The sequence below is a fragment of the Pseudomonas inefficax genome (assembly GCF_032164165.1).
Lineage (GTDB): Bacteria > Pseudomonadota > Gammaproteobacteria > Pseudomonadales > Pseudomonadaceae > Aquipseudomonas > Aquipseudomonas inefficax.
The window spans coordinates 4,858,640-4,879,453 of the sequence record NZ_CP134401.1; the positions used below are offsets into that span (position 1 = coordinate 4,858,640).

General features: G+C 64.2%; 7 protein-coding genes. 2 read left to right on the forward strand and 5 right to left on the reverse strand.

Annotated features, from left to right (window positions below; genetic code table 11):
* Positions 1 to 247: 247 nt before the first annotated feature.
* Complete coding sequence (gene quiC / locus RIN61_RS21995) at positions 248 to 2,155, forward strand: 3-dehydroshikimate dehydratase QuiC (RefSeq protein WP_133971530.1); 1,908 nt, start codon at positions 248 to 250, stop codon at positions 2,153 to 2,155.
* Positions 2,156 to 2,299: 144 nt separating this feature from the next.
* Here the strand turns inward: quiC and RIN61_RS22000 are convergent, their stop codons facing one another.
* From RIN61_RS22000 to RIN61_RS22020, 5 genes are all read right to left on the reverse strand, one after another.
* Entirely contained in the window at positions 2,300 to 2,968 is a 669-nt protein-coding gene (locus RIN61_RS22000; RefSeq protein WP_112252234.1) for a class I SAM-dependent methyltransferase, read from the reverse strand.
* A 45-nt stretch (positions 2,969 to 3,013) separates the two neighbouring features.
* Complete coding sequence (locus RIN61_RS22005; protein ID WP_207879108.1) at positions 3,014 to 3,877, reverse strand: sensor domain-containing diguanylate cyclase; 864 nt, start codon at positions 3,875 to 3,877, stop codon at positions 3,014 to 3,016.
* Positions 3,878 to 4,081: 204 nt separating this feature from the next.
* A complete protein-coding gene (locus RIN61_RS22010; protein ID WP_313854075.1) occupies positions 4,082 to 5,410 on the reverse strand; it encodes a TolC family outer membrane protein in 1,329 nt (442 codons plus the stop codon).
* A gap of 1 nt (position 5,411) precedes the next feature.
* Positions 5,412 to 6,752: an HlyD family type I secretion periplasmic adaptor subunit gene (locus tag RIN61_RS22015; RefSeq protein WP_133971540.1), complete on the reverse strand. Its 1,341-nt coding sequence runs from the start codon at positions 6,750 to 6,752 to the stop codon at positions 5,412 to 5,414.
* 6 nt (positions 6,753 to 6,758) lie between these two features.
* Entirely contained in the window at positions 6,759 to 8,495 is a 1,737-nt protein-coding gene (locus tag RIN61_RS22020) for a type I secretion system permease/ATPase (RefSeq protein WP_313854078.1), read from the reverse strand.
* Between the two features lie 548 nt (positions 8,496 to 9,043).
* Here RIN61_RS22020 and RIN61_RS22025 point away from each other — a divergent pair.
* The gene (locus RIN61_RS22025) at positions 9,044 to 20,698 is read left to right on the forward strand and encodes a peroxidase family protein (RefSeq protein WP_313854080.1); all 11,655 of its coding nucleotides are present in this window, start codon (positions 9,044 to 9,046) and stop codon (positions 20,696 to 20,698) included.
* The last annotated feature ends 116 nt before the right edge of the window (positions 20,699 to 20,814 follow it).

The following is a 20,814-nucleotide window of genomic DNA, read 5'->3' on the forward strand; positions in this document are numbered from 1 at the left end:
GCAGGAGGCGAGGGTCGGTGTGCCTGCGTCTGTGGTTCATGTTGACCACGGGCCAGTGGGCTGGCAATTCGCTAAAACCGGTATTGTGCGATAATCGAACGCAAAACTAACCATTCCGTACAAAGGGATTGAAGCGACGACTTTACCTGCGAATAATCGATCGTGCCAGGAACTGTGGTCCTGATTTTCCAGGGCTGGCCCTGGCCTTGACTGCACTGTAATCCTCCAACAACAAGGAACTCCCGCCATGCAGCGTTCGATCGCTACCGTGTCCTTGAGCGGCACCCTGCCGGAAAAGCTCGAAGCCATCGCCGCCGCCGGTTTTGACGGCGTCGAGATCTTCGAAAACGACCTGCTCTATTACGCTGGCAGCCCGCGCCAGGTACGGCAGATGTGCGCAGACCTGGGTATTGCCATCACCCTGTTCCAGCCGTTCCGCGATTTCGAGGGCTGCCGCCGCGATCGCCTGCAGAAAAACCTCGACCGCGCCGAGCGCAAGTTCGACCTGATGCAGGAACTGGGCACCGACCTGGTGCTGGTATGCAGCAACGTCCAGGCCGATGCCTTGGGCGAAGAACAACTGTTGGTCGACGACCTGCGCCTGCTGGCCGAGCACGCCGGCAAGCGCGGCCTGCGCATTGGCTACGAAGCCCTGGCCTGGGGCCGCCACGTCAACACCTACCAGCAAGTCTGGAACCTGGTGCGCCAGGCCGACCACCCGGCCCTCGGGGTGATCCTCGACAGCTTCCACACCTTGTCGCTCAAGGGCGACCCGAGCGCGATCCGCGACATCCCCGGCGACAAGATCTTTTTCGTGCAAATGGCCGACGCGCCGATCCTGGCCATGGATGTGCTGGAGTGGAGCCGCCACTTCCGTTGCTTCCCGGGGCAGGGCGAGATGGACATGGCCGGTTTCCTGGCGCCAATCCTTGCCACCGGCTACCGCGGGCCGCTGTCGCTGGAAATCTTCAACGACGGCTTCCGCGCCGCACCGCCCCGGCAGAATGCCGCCGACGGGCTGCGTTCGCTGCTGTACCTCGAAGAGCACACCCGCCTGCGCCTGGAGCAGGAAGGTACCTCGATCGAGCCCGGTGTGCTGTTCACTCCACCGGCGGCCAGTGCCTATGACGGCGTGGAGTTCCTCGAATTTGCAGTCGACGAAGCCGTCGGCGCGCGCCTGGGCAGTTGGCTCAAGCGCCTGGGCTTTGCCGAAGCCGGCAAGCACCGCAGCAAAGAAGTGCAGTTGCTGCGCCAGGGCGATATCAACATTGTGCTGAACGCCGAACCCTATTCTTTCGGCCACAACTTCTTCGAGGCCCACGGGCCGTCGCTGTGCGCCACCGCGCTGCGAGTCAAGGACCAGCAAGCCGCCCTGAAGCGCGCCACCGCCTTCCGTGGCCAGCCGTTCCGTGGCCTGGTCGGGCCCAACGAGTGCGAAGTGCCGGCGGTACGTGCGCCAGATGGCAGCCTGCTGTATCTGGTGGAGCAGGGCACTGCCGGCCAGACCCTGTACGACACCGACTTCAGCCTGGACAAGAACGCCAGCGCCACCGGCGGCCTGCGCCGTATCGACCACATGGCCCTGGCCCTGCCGGCCGAGTCGCTGGACAGCTGGGTGCTGTTCTACAAGAGCCTGTTCGATTTCGCTGCGGACGACGAAGTGGTGCTGCCGGACCCTTATGGCCTGGTCAAGAGCCGCGCCCTGCGTAGCCAGTGCGGTACCCTGCGCCTGCCGCTGAACATCTCGGAAAACCGCAACACCGCCATCGCCCATGCGCTGTCCAGCTATCGCGGTTCGGGCGTGCATCACATCGCCTTCGATTGCGACGACATCTTCCGCGAAGTGGCGCGGGCCAAACTGGCAGGGGTACCGTTGCTGGAGATTCCGCTGAACTACTACGACGACCTGGCGGCGCGTTTCGATTTCGACGACGAGTTCCTCAGCGAACTGGCCTACTACAACGTGCTGTACGACCGCGATGCCCAGGGCGGCGAGCTGTTCCACGTGTACACCGAGCCGTTCGAAGAGCGTTTCTTCTTCGAGATCATCCAGCGCAAGGGGGGGTATGCCGGTTACGGTGCGGCCAACGTCGCGGTGCGCCTGGCGGCCATGGCCAAGGCCCGCAGCGGGGCGGCGCGCAAGCCGGTCCTCTGAACCCGGCGCGGTCCCTGTAGGAGCGGCCTTTTGTCGCGATGGGCCGCAAGGCGGCCCCAGGATTTCAGCGATGCTGCATGAACTTGGGGGCCGCTTTGCGGCCCATCGCGACACAAGGCCGCTCCTGCACCGACCGCGTATGCTTCAAGGCCGCTCAGCCACCAGCAGCAACGACTGCGGCAGCGCGCTCTGCGGGTGCTGTGGCTCCTGCAAGCCGACCAGCCGCAACCCCGCCATGTCCAGCGCATTCAGCCAGCTGGCCAAGGTGCGGAAGTACCACGGCATCACCTGCCAATCCCCGGCGAACCCGGCAAACGACTCCTCCCGCCAGCCATCCTGGTAATCCCCATCCGCCATGCCCCACGGGTGCAGGGTCTGGATCACCAGCGCACCGCCGGGCACCAGCAACGCATTCATCGCCGTCAGCAGCGGGATGATGTCCTGCTGCAACAGGGCGAAGTTGGCACAGATCAGGTCATAGTCCTTGCCGACACAGGCCTGCCCAGCGGCCAGCTTTGCGTAGCTGGCCAGGTGCACCTCGGCGGAGCCCGCAGCGCGCGCGGCATCCACCAGCGCCCGCTCACCGTCCACACCTACCGCCTCCACACCCCGGTCGCCCAGCGCGCGCAGCAGCCAGCCTTCACCACAGCCCAGGTCGAGCACCCGTTCGGGCTGGCGGCCCAGAATGGCCAGCAGGATGGCCTGGTCGGTGACCTGGCGACGGCTCTCGATGCTGCCGCTGCGCACCGCATCGATCCAGGCCTGGGCGTTGTGCTGCCAGCTGTCGAGCAAGGCGTCTTCAGGGTTGCGCATGGTCATCTCCGTTGTGCTCGATTCCGCCTGCGGCCGCCAGAGCGCTCAGCCGGCCGCAGTGCGCTGTCGCTTGATCCGGTACATATCGCCATCGGCATGGCGCAGCAGCATGTCGGCATCGTTGCCGTCTTCGGGGAAACGGGCCACGCCAATGCTGCAGGATGGCGCGCCGATGCCCGCAAACTCGGCGCCGAGTGGCTCGGCCATGGCTGCCAGGATGCGTGCTACCTGCTCGGCAATGGCCTCTGGCGACGCGTAGTCGGTCAGCAGCACGGTGAACTCGTCACCGCCCATCCGCGCCACTGTATCGGTCGCACCTACGCAGCCTTCCAGGCGCCGCGCCAGGGTGCAGAGCACCCGGTCACCCACGCTGTGGCCGTGGTTATCGTTGATGTCCTTGAAGTCATTGATATCGATGAACAGCAACGCAAGCGGTTGGTTGTGATGGCGGGCCGCGGCGAGGGCAGTATCCAGCCGCTCGTTGAACATGGCCCGGTTGGCCAGGCGGGTGAGTGGGTCATGGTGGGCCAGGAAGCGCAGCTCTTCCTCGGCGTGACGCTGGGCGGTGACATCCCGCGCCACACCGATGCGGGCATTGGCCTCATCGGACCAGGAGGCCGCCCACAGGATATGCACGATACCGCCATCCTTGCGGATGTAGCGGTTGCGGAAGTCGTAATGGGGTTGGCCGTTCATCACCCGGACGATTGATGCGCGGGTGATCGCCAGGTCGTCAGGGTGCATGTAGTCGGTGATCGGCGTGCCGATCAGTTCGCAGGCCCGGTAGCCCAGCAGCGCCTCGCAGGCATCGCTGACGAAAACGATCTGGTTGTCCCTGTCGACCACGAACACCGTGTCCAGCATCAGGTGGATCAGCCTGGGGTACAACGCTTGGAGGTCTACGGGCATGGGGCAGGGCGTCCGCGGCGGGGTGACCGATCATAGCCTGAAATGGAACAAATTGCGGTAGGCGCCATATGCCCTACGGGAGCTGAATGAATATGCCGCACCTGTGGGAGCGGGTTCACCCGCGAACACCGGCGAAGCCGGTGCCACCCACCGCGTCGCCTGCTTCGCGGGTAAACCCGCTCCCACAGGGCACCCGGTTTGCTATCAATTGCTTACCACCAGCTCCGGCCCGAGGTAGTCGTTGATCTGCTCGATATCATCATCCCCAAGGTTGCCCACCGATGACGCCAGGCGCAGCCGCGACATCAGGTAGTTGAGCTTGGCCTCGAACAGGTCGTGGCGGGCGTCAAACAGCAGTTCCTCGGCATTGAGCACATCCGAGTTGGTGCTGGTGCCGCCTTCCCTGAAACCCTTGCGGGCCGAAAGCAGCGAGCGTTCGTTGGAGGCCACGGCCTTTTCCAGCGCCTGAATGCGCAAGGCGCCACTCTGCACGCCGCGGTACTCGCGGGTGGTGCCGGAGATCACTTCCTGGCGCGTGGCGTCCAGTTCATCCAGGGCCTTGGAACTGTTGGCGCTGGCCTGGCGGGTGAGGGCGCTGGTGCTGCCACCGCTGTACAGCGGAATGTTCAGCTCCAGCCCGATCGAACTGTAGTGGTTGCGCTGGTTCAGTTCGGAAATCGACTGGCTGCTGCCGGCGGTATAGCCCGCCACGAAATCCAGGGTTGGCCAGTGCCCGGCGCGGGCGCGGTTCACTTCTTCTTCGGCCAGCTCATAGCTGTGCCGGCGCGCATGGATCAACGGGCTGTCGGCCTGGGCCTTGACCAGCCAGTCCTGCAGGTTGCCTGGCATCAGCGGCGGGGTGTTGAAGCCCGGCTGCAAGGTGGTCAGCGACTCCGGCGTTTCACCAATATATTCCTCCAGCTTGCGGCGGGCGTTGACCAGGTTGTCCTGGGCCTCGATCAGGTCGGCCTCGGCCAGGTCGCGACGGGCTACCGACTCGTCGATGTCGGTGATGGTGCCGGCACCCAGCTCCATGCGGCGCTTCGCCGACGCCAATTGCTCTTCGAAGGCATTCAGCTTGGCCTTGGCCAGGGTGATGGTTTCGCTGGCCAGCAGCACGTCGAAGTAAGCCTCGGCCAGGCGCACCGCGGCGTCCTGGCTCTTGGCATCGAACACCGCCACGCTGTAGTCCGCACGCTGCTGGCCCTGACGGTATTCGGCCATCTTCTGCTTGTTGAACAGCGGTTGGCGCAACCGCACGTTGGCGCCCTTGGAGTCATAGTCCAGGTCGCTGTCCCGGCCATTCTGACGTTGGCTGCCATTGACCCTGTTGAAGTAGCCGGCAGCGTTGATCTGCGGCAGCAGGCCGGCCTGGCCGATGGCGCGGTTCTCGCTGCCGGCTTTTTTCTCGTGCACCGCGGCGCGGTAGATCGGGCCCTGGTACTGCAGCAGGTCCCAGGCTTGCTTCAGGTCCATGGCACTGGCCTGTACGGACAACCCCAACAGGCACAACATCAGGCACGGGCGATTCATGTCATTGCTCCTTGAACGAGGCGTCCACGCGTTCGAGCATCGGCTTGAGCAGGTAGCTGAGCAGGTTGCGCTCGCCGGTCTTGATGGTGACGGTGGCCGGCATGCCGGGGCGGATGTGGTTGCTGCCCAGCAAGTCCATGCCGCCCTGCGTCACTTCCACCTGGGCCAGGTAGTACGGCTGCTTGCTCTCTTCGTCCATCAGGCGGTCGGCGGAAATGGTCATGACCCGTCCCGGAATATTCGGCGTCTTCGCATGGTTGAAGGCCGGGAAGGCGAGGTCCACGTCCAGGCCGGGCACCATCTTGTCGATGGCCTGCACCGGGATCATCGCGTCGACCTGCAACGGCTGGTCGAGCGGCACCACCTCCATGATCTTGGCCCCAGGCTGGATGATGCCGCCGACCGTGGCGATGCTCAGGGCCTGGACCATGCCGTCGATCGGCGAGCGAATCACTGTATGGGTCACTTCATAGTCCAGCGCGCGCAGGCGATCGGCCAGGGTGGTGTTCTCCTTGGCGGTATCGGTCAGTTGCGATTCCACTTCCTTGAGGTAGTCGTGCTGGCGTTGCAGGATGCGCAGCTTGATCTCGGTGGCCTGGCTGCGCGCCCGGGCAATGTTGTTGAGGTTTTCGGCCTGGCCGGCGGACAGGTCGGCATTGTTGCGCTCCAGCTCCAGCAGGCGGTTGCGTGGCACATAACCTTCGGCGGCCAGCACGCGTGTACCTTGCAGCTCCTGGTTGAGGAAGCCGATCTGCGAGGCGCGGGCGCCGTACACCTGCTGCAGGCCCTTGAGCTGCACCGCCGTGGCGGCCAGGTTTTCCTCGAGGATGCTCAGTTCGCCGGCAAGGCCCGCGCGGCGGGTGTCCAGCAGGCGCTGTTGCAGGTCCATGGCTGCCAGCAGGCGCGGGTCGCTGCGGTAGTGCTCGAGCAGGGCAGGGTCGAAGGTGACTGTGTCGCGGCCATCGCGCTCGGCTTCCAGGCGGTTTTCCACGGTCTTGCTGACGATGTACTGGGCACTGATCGCGCCCTGTTCGGCCACCGCGCGCAGGGCGTCCAGGCGTACCACCTCCTGGCCTTTCTTCACCCTGTCGCCTTCACGCACCAGGATCGCCTCGACCGTGCCGCCGGTCAGGTGCTGCACCGCCTTGCGGTTGCTGGTGACCTTTACCGTGCCGGTGGCGACTACCCCGGCATCCAGTGGCGCCAGGCACGACCACAGCAGGAAACCGCCAAAGCCGGCGATGACCATCCATACGCCCCAGCGTGCCGGCCGGCCCATGTCCAGGTCGATACTGTTGCGGGCCTCGGCGGGAATCAACTCGGTGTGTTGGGTCATCTGCATGATCGATCACTCCCGTACTTTTACCGAGGCCAGCGGCGCTGCGGTCGCCGCCGGGATCACGCTGGCCTTGCGCAGCGCAGCGAACACTTCGTCGCGGCTGCCGAGCATGTGCACGGTACCGTCACGCAGCATCAGCACCTTGTCGACCGCGCACAGTACGTTGGGCCGGTGGGAAATCAGGATTACCGTGGCCCCGCGCGCCTTGAGTTCGGCTAGCGCATCGACCAAGGCCTTTTCGCCAACGTCATCGAGGTTGGCGTTGGGCTCGTCCAGCACCACCAGGTTCGGCTCGCCGTACAGCGCACGGGCCAGGGCGATGCGCTGCTTCTGGCCGCCGGACAGCGGGCTGCCGTCGGCGGCCAGGCGGGTGTCGTAACCCTGCGGGAAGCGCAGGATCATGTCGTGCACGCCGCTGCTGCGGGCAGCGCGGATCACCGCTTCGCTGTCCACTTCGGCGAAGCGTGCGATGTTCTCGGCGATGGTGCCCTCGAACAACTCCACGTCCTGCGGCAGGTAGCCGAGCCACGGGCCGAGTTCGGCCTTGTTCCAGGTGAAGATGTCGGCGCCGTCCAGGCGCACCTTGCCGGCCTGGGTCGGCCACACGCCTACCAGCAGGCGGGCGAGGGTGGACTTGCCCGAGGCGGAAGGGCCAATGATGCCCAGGCTTTCACCCGGGACCAGGCTGAAGCTCACCCCGCGCACGATGCTATTGCTGGTGCCGGGGGCGCCGGCAACCACGTTTTCCACGGCCAGCATGCCCATTGGCCGCTGCAGCGACATGCTCGGTGGCCGCTGCGGGTAGTCGTGCAGCAGGTCGTTGAGCCGGCCCCAGGCGGAACGGCAGCCCAGCAGTTGCTTCCATGCGGCAATCACCTGCTCCACCGGGGCCAGGGCGCGGCCGGTGAGGATCGAGCAGGCGATCATCATGCCGGGGGTGATCTTGCCCTCGATCGCCAGCAGTGCGCCGGCACCGAGGATCACCGACTGCAAGGTAATGCGCACGAAACGCCCGGTGCTGCTGATCACCGCAGCACGGTCCGAGGCCAGGGTCTGCATCTGCAGAATGCGCAAGTGGCCCTGGTACCAGCGCTTGCCGATCGCCGGCAGCATGCCCATGGCTTCGATCACTTCGGCATTGCGCAGGTTGTTGTTGGCGTAGCTGGCCGACGACATGGCCGCCTGGTTGGCTTCGGCCAACGGTTTTTGCGTCGCCTTCTCGGTGAGGTAGGCCAGGCCCACCAGGATCAGCGAGCCGATCAGCGTCACCAGCCCCAGCAGTGGATGGATCAGGTAGCAGACCAGCAGGTAGATCGGTGTCCAGGGGGCATCGAAGAAGGCGAACAGGCCGTTGCCGGTCAGAAACTGGCGCACCTGCGCAAGGTCCTGCAGGGCCTGGGCCGGGTTGCCGCCGGCGCGGCTCAGGTTGCGCTCGAAGGCTGCGCTGAAGATGCGCCGGTTGAGGTCCATGTCGAGGAAGTTGCCGACCCGGATCAGTACGCGGGTGCGGACCATCTCCAGGGCCGACATCAGCATGAACAAGCCGATCACCAGCAGGGTAAGCATCGACAGGGTAGTGACATTGCGGCTGACCAGGGCGCGGTCGTACACCTGCAACATATAAATTGCTGGCGTCAACATCATGACGTTTATCACGCCGCTGAAGGCGGCCAGGGCAAAAAAGCTGCGGCGCAGGCGAAACAACACCTCAGCCAGCTCGGAACGGGTGCGTGGCGGCTTGTGCATCGGGAGCCTCCCTTTATCACAATCGGGAAGCCCTTGCGGCGGCCCGTACAGCGGTAGTTGTGGCTTCTGGTCGGCTCGCAGGCGGGTCGCTCTCAGGGCGAATGGTCCAAAACGCTGCGTTGCTCCCACATGCAGCAGCGTAGGTTGCACTGAAACACTCGGTAATATCTTTTTGCTCTATAAAGACTTTGAACTTTTCATAAGTGCCATTAAAAACAGCGAGTTGTATCGCGTTATCAATGCCGAACGAATTTTTTGACGGGATATTGACAAGTTTTTCTTCTGCGACTTTAGTCTGATGTATTCGGACCCTCTGCGAGCTGGGGTCGATGCATGTGCGGTGCCTACCTGTATCGCACCGTTTACAAGGTTCCCGCCGTTACTGTGGGAGCCGGCTTGCCGGCGATGAGGCCAGTGGCGACAACACAGCACCGTAGTGCCCAACTGCCCCAGAACCCAGAATCAGAAACTGCGCACGTCACACTGACTGGGCGCGGGAAGGACCCTGTTGCCCTGAGTCATCTCCCGACAGATCGAGGGCAATTGAAATGGCAGATTTCAGCAAGTCGGACCTGGAGTTCATCCTCCAGCAGATCTTCATCGCCGAAGCCCATGCCGATGGCACCAGCCTGACCGACCTGCTGCCCAACAGCCAGGTACCGTTCGGCCTGCGCACCGTGGACGGCAGCTACAACAACCTGGTGACCGGGCAGAGCGAGTTCGGTGCCGCCGACAACTCGTTCCTGCGCCTGCTCAGCCCATCCTTCAGCGGCGACTATGCCGGCACCGGCACGGTCACCGATTCGCAACCACGCACCATCAGCAACCTGATCGTCGACCAGACGGCGAACAACCCGGCCGCGGTCGAGGCCAATGGTGGTGCCGCTCCGGTGATCAGCCCCGGCATCGACGGGGTGTTCGGCACCGCTGACGACACGGAAGTGTTCTTCATCCCCAACGTGTCGCCCGACGTCGGCTTGACCGCCGGCTTCAACGCCTGGATGACCTTCTTCGGCCAGTTCTTCGACCACGGACTGGACCTGGTCACCAAGAGCAGCACCGACTTCGTGTTCATCCCGCTGCAGCCGGACGACCCGCTGTTCGTCGAAGGCAGCCCGACCAACTTCATGGTGCTGCCACGGGCTGTGCGTACCGCAGGCGCCGATGGTGTTGTGGGTACCGCCGACGATGGCCAGACCAACACCACCTCGCCGTTCGTCGACCAGAGCCAGACCTACAGTTCGCACCCCTCGCACCAGGTGTTCCTGCGTGAATACACGCTCAATGCTGCAGGCGACCCGGTAACCACCGGGCGGCTCATCACCAACCGTGACCTGGGCGCCGATGGCCGCTTCGGCACCGCCGACGATGGCGACGGCGAAAGCGGTGGCATGGCCACCTGGGCAGTGGTCAAGGCCCAGGCCCGTGACCTGCTCGGCATCAACCTGACCGATGCCGATGTGCACAGTGTGCCGCTGCTGGCCACCGACCCCTACGGCAACTTCCTGCGCGGGCCCAACGGCATGCCGCAGGTGGTGATGCGCGTCAACAATGGCGCCGACGGCATCGCCGGTACCGCCGACGACGTCACCACGCTGGTCGAAGGCAACCGCGACGCGCCGATCAGCCTGGCCAATGCCGTGAGCACCGGGCATGGCTTCCTTGACGACATCGCCCACAACGCCGCGCCGGTGATCGTGAACGGTGTGCTGCAGGCCGACGCCGATACTGCCGTGGGCAACGCACAGCCGGTGGGGCCGGGTGGCAACAACCTGACCTACGACAACGAACTGCTCGACGCCCACTACATCGCCGGCGACGGCCGGGTGAACGAGAACATCGGCCTGACTGCCGTGCACCACGTGTTCCACTCCGAGCACAACCGCCTGGTGCAGCAGACCAAGGACACCCTGTTGGCTTCCGGCGACGTGGCATTCCTCAACCAGTGGCTGATCGATGATGTCGCTGCCATCCCCACCACGCCCGCCGAAATCGCCGCGCTGGTATGGGACGGCGAGCGGCTGTTCCAGGCCGCCAAGTTCGGCACCGAGATGCAGTACCAGCACCTGGTGTTCGAAGAGTTCGCCCGTACCATCCAGCCGCAGATTGACGAGTTCCTTGCCCCCAACGGCTACGACACCTCGATCGACCCGGCCATCCTCGCCGAGTTCGCCCATGTGGTGTACCGCTTCGGTCACTCGATGCTGACCGAAACCGTCGACCGCTTCGACCCGGCGTTCGCCCCGGTGGACGGCGACCCGCAGCTCGGCCTGATCGCTGCCTTCCTCAACCCGCTGGCCTTCGCTGGCAGTGGCGCCACCGCCGACGAAGCGGCCGGCGCGATCATCCGTGGCGTCACCCGTCAGTTGGGCAACGAAATCGACGAGTTCGTCACCGAGGCGCTGCGCAACAACCTGCTTGGCCTGCCGCTGGACCTGCCCGCGCTGAACATTGCCCGTGGCCGTGACACCGGCATCCCCACCCTCAACGAGGCGCGGCGCGATTTCTATGCGATGACCGGCGACAGCCAGCTCAAGCCTTACATCAGCTGGGCCGACTTTGCCGACCATCTCAAGCACCCGGCGTCGCTGATCAACTTCATCGCCGCCTACGGTACCCACGCCACCATCACCGGGGCGGACACCGAAGCGGCCAAGCGCGCCGCCGCCGTGGCGCTGGTGCTTGGCGGTGAGGGCGCGCCAGCGGACCGCCTGGACTTCCTCAACGGCACCGGCGCCTACGCCAATGTGACACTGGCCGGCGCGGACGGCATCCCCGGCACCGCCGATGACATCAGCGGGGTGACCGTGACCGGTGTCGATGACATCGACTTCTGGGTCGGCGGCCTGGCCGAGCAGAAAATGCCATTCGGCGGCATGCTCGGCGCCACCTTCAACTTCGTCTTCGAAACCCAGCTGGAAGCGCTGCAGAACGGCGACCGGTTCTACTACCTGGCGCGTACGGCGGGCATGAATTTCGGCACCGAACTGGAGAACAACTCCTTCGCCAAGCTGATCATGCTCAACTCCGATGTCGCCCACCTGTCCAACACCGTGTTCCTCACACCGACCTTCACCCTGGAGGTGAACCAGGCCAACCAGTTCACCGGGCTGGGGGTCGATGGCCGGGCTGACCCGACGGGCGGCATCATGATCAACGGCGTCGAAGTGGTGCCGCTGGTGATTCGCGACAACCCCGATACCGTGGGCACCGACACCAACTTCCTGCATTACACCGGCGAAGACCACGTGGTGCTGGGCGGCACCGCCGGCAACGACATCATCATCTCCGGTGAGGGCGACGATACCGTCTACGGCGACGCCGGCAACGACACCCTGGAAGGCGGTGCGGGCAACGACGCGGTGCTGGGCGGTGCCGGTGATGACATCATCACCGATTCGTTCGGCGACAACCGCCTGGAGGGCAACGACGGCAACGACGTGATCGTCGCCGGCAGCATGCTGGTGGGCGGCAACCTGATCCTGGGCGGCAACGGCCAGGACTTCATCATCACCACTGAAGACATCAGCACCACCTTCGGCGGCCAGGGTGACGACTTCATCCTCGGCGCCAAGACCAACCTGCCACCGACCGGCAACGAGGGTGACGACTGGATCGAGAAGGGCACCCAGGACGGTGCGCCTGGCGACAACTTCGCGCCGCTGCTGGGTGACGAAGTGATAGGCAACGACATCTTCGTCGGTGGCGCTGGCTTCGACGAGATGATCGGTGAGGGCGGCGACGACATCTTTGTCGGCAGCGATGCTCAGGACAAGATGGACGGCATGTCCGGTTTCGACTGGATTACCCACAAGAATGACCAGGTTGGCGTTACTGTCGACCTGACCCTGGCCGCGCTGGCCCAACCCCATGGCAATGCACCGCCCCAGAACACTGGTGTGTTCGAGCCGGTAGGCGCTTCGCCGGCCTCAATACTGGACCGCTTCGCCGAGGTCGAAGGCGTGTCCGGTTCGAACTTCGCCGATGTGCTCAAGGGCGATAATGTCGATGCCGTGACCATCCTCAACCACGGTGGTGCCACCGGCAGTGCGCTGACCAACGTGGCGCTGATCCGTGGCCTGCAGCAGTTCCTGGCCGATGCCGGGTTGCCGACCACCGGCTTTGCCACCGGCAACATCATGCTTGGCGGCAACGGCAGCGACCTGATCGAAGGCCGTGGGGGCGATGACCTGATCGACGGTGACAAGTGGCTCAACGTGCGTATCGCCGTGTATGCCCCGGGAGACGTCAACCACACCGGCCCTGAGATCGCCAGCTTCGACAGCATGGCCGACATGATTCCGTTCATGCTCGACCGTACCTACAACCCTGGCCAGTTGAAGGCCGTGCGGGAAATCCTTCCTGGCACCTCGACCGGTGGCGCAGCCTTCGATACCGCGGTGTTCTCCGGCCTGCAGAACGAGTACGTGGTCACCCAGAACACCCGTGGCACCGCCGATACCAGTGACGATGTGTGGACGGTGACCGATACCGTGGACGGCCGCGATGGGGTCGATACCCTGCTGCACATCGAACGCCTGCAGTTCTCCGACGGCCAGCGCGTGCTGGTGGAGGGCGTGAATGCGCAGCCTACCGGCAGTCCTGCCATTACTGACGGCAACGGCGGCGCGATCACCGTGGGTGATATTCTCACCGTGAACGTGGCCGGCGTACTGGATGCCGACAACATCAGCGCCGGCAACCCGCTAGGCACGCTCACCGGCCGCTCGGTGTCGTACTACTGGCAGTTCGAGGCCGAGCCGGGCAGTGGCGTGTTCGAGGACATCATCCTGCTGCCGGCCGGCGACCTGGCGTTCCAGAGCGCCGACGGCACCACGTTCAAGGTGTCGCCAGACCTGGCGGGGCTGGCCCTGCGGGTCAAGGCGATCTACCAGGACGCCCACGGCACCACCGAAGTGCTGTTCTCTCAGCCTACCGCCGTGGTGCAACCGGGTGCGCCTGTGGTACCGACGCCGGCCACACCGGTGGTGGATGCCACTGCCGGCGGTGCTGGCCTGCACATGGTGCGCTCCGACCTCAACTTCATCCTCGACCAGATCAGGATCGCCGAGGCCGACGCCGACGGGGCAGACATCCTCTCGCTGCTGCCCAACATTCGTGCGCCGCTGGGCCTGCGGACGGTGGACGGCTCGAACAACAACCTGCTGAACCTCAACGGCATCAACAACACCCAGTTCGGGGCCGCCGACAATATCTTCCCGCGCGTGACCGACCCGGTATTCAACCCGGCCGAAGGTGCGCCGGCCGGCTTCTTCGGCCCTGGCTCGCCGGCCATTCCGGGCTCGTCGTACGAGCAGACCAGCGGCCCGGTGTTCGACTCGCAGCCGCGCACCATCAGCAACCTGGTCGTCGACCAGACTTCCAACAACCCGGCGGCCTATGCCACCGCGTATGACCCGGGTGCGGACGGCGTGCTCAACTTCGGTGCCGTGGGCAACGACGACGTGCTCAAGGACGGCGTGCGCATCGTCGCCAGCCCGGGCCTGGACGGCCAGTTCGGCACCGGCGACGACCACGACGTGTACCTGTTCGAGAACACCGCCGCCGATGCTGGCCTGTCTGCGCCGTTCAACGCCTGGATGACCTTCTTCGGGCAGTTCTTCGACCATGGCCTGGACCTGGTCACCAAGGGGGGCTCGGGCACCATCTTCATCCCGCTGCAGTCGGATGATCCGCTGTTCGTGGAAGGTGGCTCCGCCAACTTCATGGTGGTGACCCGTGCCACCAACCTGCCTGGGCCGGATGGCATCCTCGGCAACGCCGATGACATTCACGAGCACACCAACACCACCACGCCATTCGTGGACCAGAACCAGACCTACAGCTCGCACCCCTCGCATCAGGTGTTCCTGCGCGCCTACGTGATAGTCGACGGTGCACCTGTCGCCACCGGCCGCCTGATTACCAACCGTGACCTGGGTGCAGATGGCAGGTACGGTACCGCGGACGATACCGAAATCGGTGGCATGGCGACCTGGAAGGTGGTCAAGGCCCAGGCTCGCGATGTGCTCGGCATCGACCTCACCGATGCCGACGTCGACAACGTGCCGCTGCTCGCCACCGACGCCTACGGCAACTTCCTGCGCGGACCTACCGGCATGCCGCAGGTGGTGATGCGCGTGAACAATGGCGCTGATGGCATCGCCGGCACCGCCGACGATGTGACCCAACTGGTCGAAGGCAACCGCGACGCGCCCATCAGTCTGACCGACGCCGTACGCACCGGTCACCAGTTCCTTGCCGACATCGCCCACAATGCCGTGCCGGTGTTCAGCGGTGGCGTGCTGGTGCCTGATGCCGATACCGATGTGGGCAACGCCGTGCCGGTGAACCCAAACACCGGTGCCAACCTGGCCTACGACAACGAACTGCTCGACGCGCACTACATCGCCGGCGACGGCCGGGTCAACGAGAACATCGGCCTGACTGCCGTGCATGCGATCTTCCACTCCGAGCACAACCGGCTGGTGGCGCAGACCATGGACACCGTGCTCGATTCGGGTGACCTGGCGTTCATCAACGAGTGGCTGCTCAACCCGATAACCGTGCTGCCGGCCGACCAGGCCGCAATCGACGCGCTGGTGTGGAATGGCGAGCGGCTGTTCCAGGCCGCCAAGTTCGGTACCGAGATGCAGTACCAGCACCTGGTGTTCGAGGAGTTCGCCCGCACCGTACAACCGCGGGTCGACCTGTTCTTCGCCCCGACCCAGGTGTATGACGTCGACCTCGATGCGTCGATCGTGGCCGAATTCGCCCACACCGTGTACCGCTTCGGCCACTCGATGCTGACCGAGACCGTCGACCGCTTCGACGTCGACTTCACCGTCATCAGCGACCCGGCCAGCGCCAACCCCGACCAGCAACTGGGCCTGATCGCGGCGTTCCTCAACCCGCTGGCGTATGCCGCCAGTGGCGTCACCCCCGAGGATGCCACCAGTGCCATCGTGCGCGGGGTCACCCGCCAGGCCGGTAACGAGATCGACGAGTTCGTCACCGAGGCGCTGCGCAACAACCTGCTCGGCCTGCCACTGGACCTGCCGGCGATCAACATCGCCCGTGGCCGCGACGTCGGTATCCCTTCGCTGAACGCTGTGCGCCGCGACATCTACGCGCAAACCGGCGATACCCAGCTCAAGCCTTACACCAGCTGGGTCGACTTGGTGCAGCACCTGAAGCATCCGGAGTCGCTGATCAACTTCATCGCTGCCTACGGCACCCACAGCACCATCACCGAAGCCACCACGCTACTGGAAAAACGCGCGGCGGCCATGGCCCTGGTGTTCGGCGGCGATGGCGCGCCAGCCGACCGCCTGGACTTCCTCAACAGCACCGGCGCGTACGCCAACGTCAATCTGCCTGGCAGGGATGGTCTGCTGGGTACCGCCGATGACCTGAGGGCAGTGACCGTGACTGGGGTCGATGCCATCGACCTGTGGATCGGCGGCCTGGCCGAAGCGAAAACCCCGTTCGGCGGCATGCTGGGCAGCACCTTCAACTTCGTGTTCGAGAACCAGATGGAGAAACTGCAGGACGGCGACCGCTTCTACTACCTGGAGCGCACTGCTGGCCTGTCGATGAACGCCGAACTGGAAAGCAACTCGTTCGCCAAGCTGATCATGGCCAACACTTCGGCCACTCACCTGCCAGGCTTGGTGTTCTCCGACGTTGGCTTCTACCTGGAAGTGGACCGGAGCAAGCAATTCAACGAAGGCCTGGGCAATGCCGACCCACTGGGCGAAAACGGCGAGCAGGTGGTGTTCCGCGACAGCCCGCTGACGGCAGGCCCGGACACCAACTACATCCGCTATGCCGGTGACCAGCACATCGTGCTGGGCGGCACCGAGGGTGACGACATCCTGGTGTCCAGCGAGGGTGACGATACGGTCTGGGGCGATGGCGGCAACGACCGCATCGAGGGTGGCGACGGCAACGACCAGCTGCGTGGTGGTGCCGGCGACGACATCATCAGCGACATGGGTGGTGACGACAACATCCAGGGCGGCGACGGCCACGATGTGCTGCACGGCGGTAATGGTGTCAACCTGATCATCGGCGGTTTCGGCAACGACTTCATCGTCACCGGTGAGGACGCCTCCGAAGCCATTGGCGGCCAGGGCAACGACTTTATCCTGGGCAGCAAGGCCAACGAGCAGGACATGGGCAACGAAGGTGACGACTGGATCGAGAAGGGCACCTCGGACGGTGCGCCCGGCGACAACTTCGACCCGCTCGGCAACGACCCGGTCATCGGCCACGACGTGTTCATCGGCGGCAGCGAGAACGACAAGTTCAACGGTGAAGGCGGCGACGACATCATGGTCGGCAGCCTGGGCTTCGGTGACCGCTACATCGGTGGTTCCGGCTACGACTGGGCGACCTTCAAGGGCCTGGCCCAGGGCGTGACTGTCGACTTCAGCGACCGCTTCTTCGATGTACCGCCGGTACCGGGTTCGGGCGCGTCTACGCTGGTGCGCTTCGACATCATGGAAGGCCTGTCGGGTTCGGCACATGGCGACTTCCTGCGCGGTGACAGCGAAACCGCTGCCACCTTGCCAACCAACGGCGCCAACGGCAGCGTGCTGACCAACATCAGCCTGATCAACGGCCTGTCCAGCCTGCTGGCCGCCGGAGCAACGTTCTACGACGGTGGCAACATCATCCTTGGTGGCAGCGGCAGTGACCTGATCGAAGGCCGTGGCGGCGACGACATCCTCGACGGTGACAAGTGGCTGAACGTGCGCATCAGCGTGCGTGCCAACAGCGATGGCACCGGCCCGGAAATCGCCAGCTACGACAGCATGGAGCCGATGGTGCCGCTGATGCTCAATGGCACCTACAACCCGGGCCAGCTGGTGATCGTTCGTGAAATCCTGAGCGGCACCGACAGCTACGACACGGCGGTGTTCTCGGGGGTCGCCACCGACTATAGCGTGGTGGTCGATGGCAATTCGGTGATCGTCACCGACCTGGTGGACGGGCGTGATGGTGTCGACCGCCTGACCGGTATCGAGCGCCTGCAGTTCTCCGACAGCGCCCAGGCCTCCGGTGTGGGCACTGCGGTCAACGCCGGCCCAACGGGCCACCTGGCGATCCTCGATGCTGTCACCGGCCTGCGCAACGACACATCGGTCAGCGGCCAGTTGCTGCGGGTGAGCAACGTAGCGGTGCACGATGCCGACAATGTCAGCGCCACCAATGCGAGTGGCGCCATCAACGGCCCTGTGGCGTACTACTGGCAAGTCGAGACCCTGCCAGGTTCGGGTGTCTATGAAGACATCACCTTCGTTGCTGCCGGCGAAGTTTCCCGGGCCACCGGCGCCACTTACCGGGTCACGGACGATGTGGCGGGGCTGAACATCCGCGTACGGGCGGTGTACCAGGACGCCAAGGGCACGCTGGAAATCGTCGATTCGTCGCCGAACAGCGCACCGACTGCCGGGCCGACCGTGACCGGGCTGCTGGTGCAGAATCAGACCCTCACCGCCAACACGGCGACCATCGTCGATGCCGACGGCCTGAGCAACCCGCAGTTCACCTTCCAGTGGCAGTCCAACCGCGGGCTCGGCTGGGTCAATATTGCCGGCGCCATCAGCAGCACCTTTGTCCTTACCCAGGACCAGGTGGGGCAGAACATGCGGGTGGTGGTCAGCTATGTGGATGACATCGGCGTGCAGGAAAGCATCGCCTCCGACATCCTCGACCCGGTGGCCAACGTCAACGATGCGCCTACCGGTGCCGTGCTGATCAGCGACACCACGCCAGAGGTGGGCCAGACACTGACGGCCCTCACGGCCAGCATTGCCGACCTGGACGGGCTGGGTGCATTCAGCTTCCAGTGGCAGCAAGGTAGCGGTACAACGTTCACCAACATTGCCGGTGCGACCGCTGCCACCTTCACCCCAGGCCCGTTGCACGCCCATCTGCAACTGCGCGTGCAGGTGCGCTACACCGATGGTTTCGGCGCCCAGGAAACGCTTACCTCCGCAGCGACGGCAGTAGTGCCAGGGGTGCCAGGTGTGACGCTAGTGGGTACAGGCGCTGCAGATACCCTGACGGGCACCGTGGGTGACGACGTACTGTTGGGGCTGGCGGGTAACGATACGCTTGTTGGCCTGGCCGGATTCGATCAGTTGTTCGGTGGTGATGGCAACGACACGCTTGAGGGGGGGGAAGGCAACGACACTCTCGACGGCGGCGCCGGAGACGACGTGCTTAATGGTGGGCTGGGTGTTGATGCCATGACCGGAGGTTCCGGCAACGACACCTTTGTGGTCGACAACGTAGGTGACACCATCACCGAGGCGGCAGGCGGAGGCTCGGATCTGGTGCAAACCACCTTGACAACCTACAGCTTGGCCAGCAATGCCAACGTCGAAAATCTGAGCTTCATCGGTACTGGCAATTTCTTTGGTGTTGGCAACGCCTTGGTCAACATCATCACTGGCGGCGCCGGAAACGATTTCCTCAACGGTAGCTTAGGCGCCGACCTCCATGTGGGTGGTGCCGGCAACGATAGCTATGTTGTCGAGAATATCGGGGACGTGATCGTGGAACAGGCGGGGGCTGGTACCGACTTGGTGCGCACGACGCTGACCAGCTGGACGCTGGGCAACAATTTGGAGAACCTGACCTACTTCGGTGCCGCCAACTTCGTCGGCATCGGCAATGGCCTGAACAACGTCATCACGGGTGGTTCAGGTAATGACATTCTCAACGGTGGTGATGGCAACGACACACTCAACGGTGCGCTCGGCGCAGATCTGATGATTGGCGGCACCGGCAACGACACCTTCGTGGTCGATAACGTGGCTGATGTTGTCACCGAGGCAGTCGGAGGGGGCTCGGATCTGGTGCAGACCACATTGGCAAGCTACGCCTTGGGCGTCAACGTCGAGAATCTGAGCTTTACCGGCACTGGCAATTTCCTGGGTGTGGGTAATGCCCTGGCTAATACCATCATTGGCGGCGCCGGAAACGATTTCCTCAACGGTAGCTTGGGTGCCGACCTGCACGTAGGCGGCGCCGGCAACGATAGCTACGTGGTCGAGAATGCCGGGGACGTGATCGTGGAACAGGCAGGAGGCGGTACAGACCTGGTGCGCACGACGTTAGCTAGCTGGACGCTGGGCAATAACCTGGAGAACCTGACCTACTTCGGCGCTGCCAACTTCGTGGGTACCGGTAATGGCTTGAGCAACGTCATCACTGGCGGTTCGGGCAACGATGTCCTAAACGGTGGGGCGGGTGCAGATGCCCTGATAGGCGGTGTCGGCAATGACACCTATGTCGTCGACAATGCGGGTGACATCGTCACCGAAGCAACTGGTGGTGGCACGGATTTGGTGCAGACCAACTTGCTCAGCTACACGCTCGGCGCCAACGTCGAGAACCTGAGCTTTACTGGCACTGGCAATTTCCTGGGTGTCGGTAATGCTTTGGCCAATACCATAACTGGCGGCGCCGGAAACGACTTCCTCAACGGAAGCTTGGGTGCCGACCTGCATGTGGGTGGCGCCGGCAACGATAGCTACGTTGTCGAGAATATCGGGGACGTGATCGTGGAACAGGCCGGCGGCGGTATTGACCTGGTGCGCACCACGCTGACTAGCTGGACGCTGGGCAACAACCTGGAGAACCTGAGGTACTTCGGCGCCGCCAACTTCACCGGTACCGGTAACGCCCTGGACAATGTCATCACTGGTGGCTCAGGTAATGACACCCTCAACGGTGGCGACGGCAACGACAGCCTGGATGGTGGTCTCAGCGTCGATGTCCTGAACGGTGGGGCAGGCAACGACACGCTGTTCGGCGATGCCGGCAACGACATCCTGTCGGGTGGCAGCGGCAGTGACTTCCTCAACGGCGCAGCAGGCGATGATACGGTCAACGGCGGTGCCGGCGATGACACCATGATGGCTACGGATGGCAATGATGTCTTCCAGTTCGCCGCAGGCTTCGGCAATGACCTGATTATCAACTTCGACAGCAACGCGACGGGTGGGCAGGACCTGCTGGATATCACTGCCTTCAATATCACCGCGGCCACCTTTGCCGCCAACGTCACCATCACCGATGTCGGCGCGGATACGCTGGTCAGCATTGGTGCTACCGACTCCATCCGCCTGGTGGGAGTGGCGGATGCAACCACGGTGACTGCAGCGGACTTCAACCTGGCAGGTTGAGGGACTTAGAGGACGTGGCAAGGGCCGCTCTGCGGCCCATTCGCGGGCAAGCCCGCTCCCACAGGGATATCACTGGCCTCTGGCTTGGTGATACCCCTGTGGGAGCGGGCTTGCCC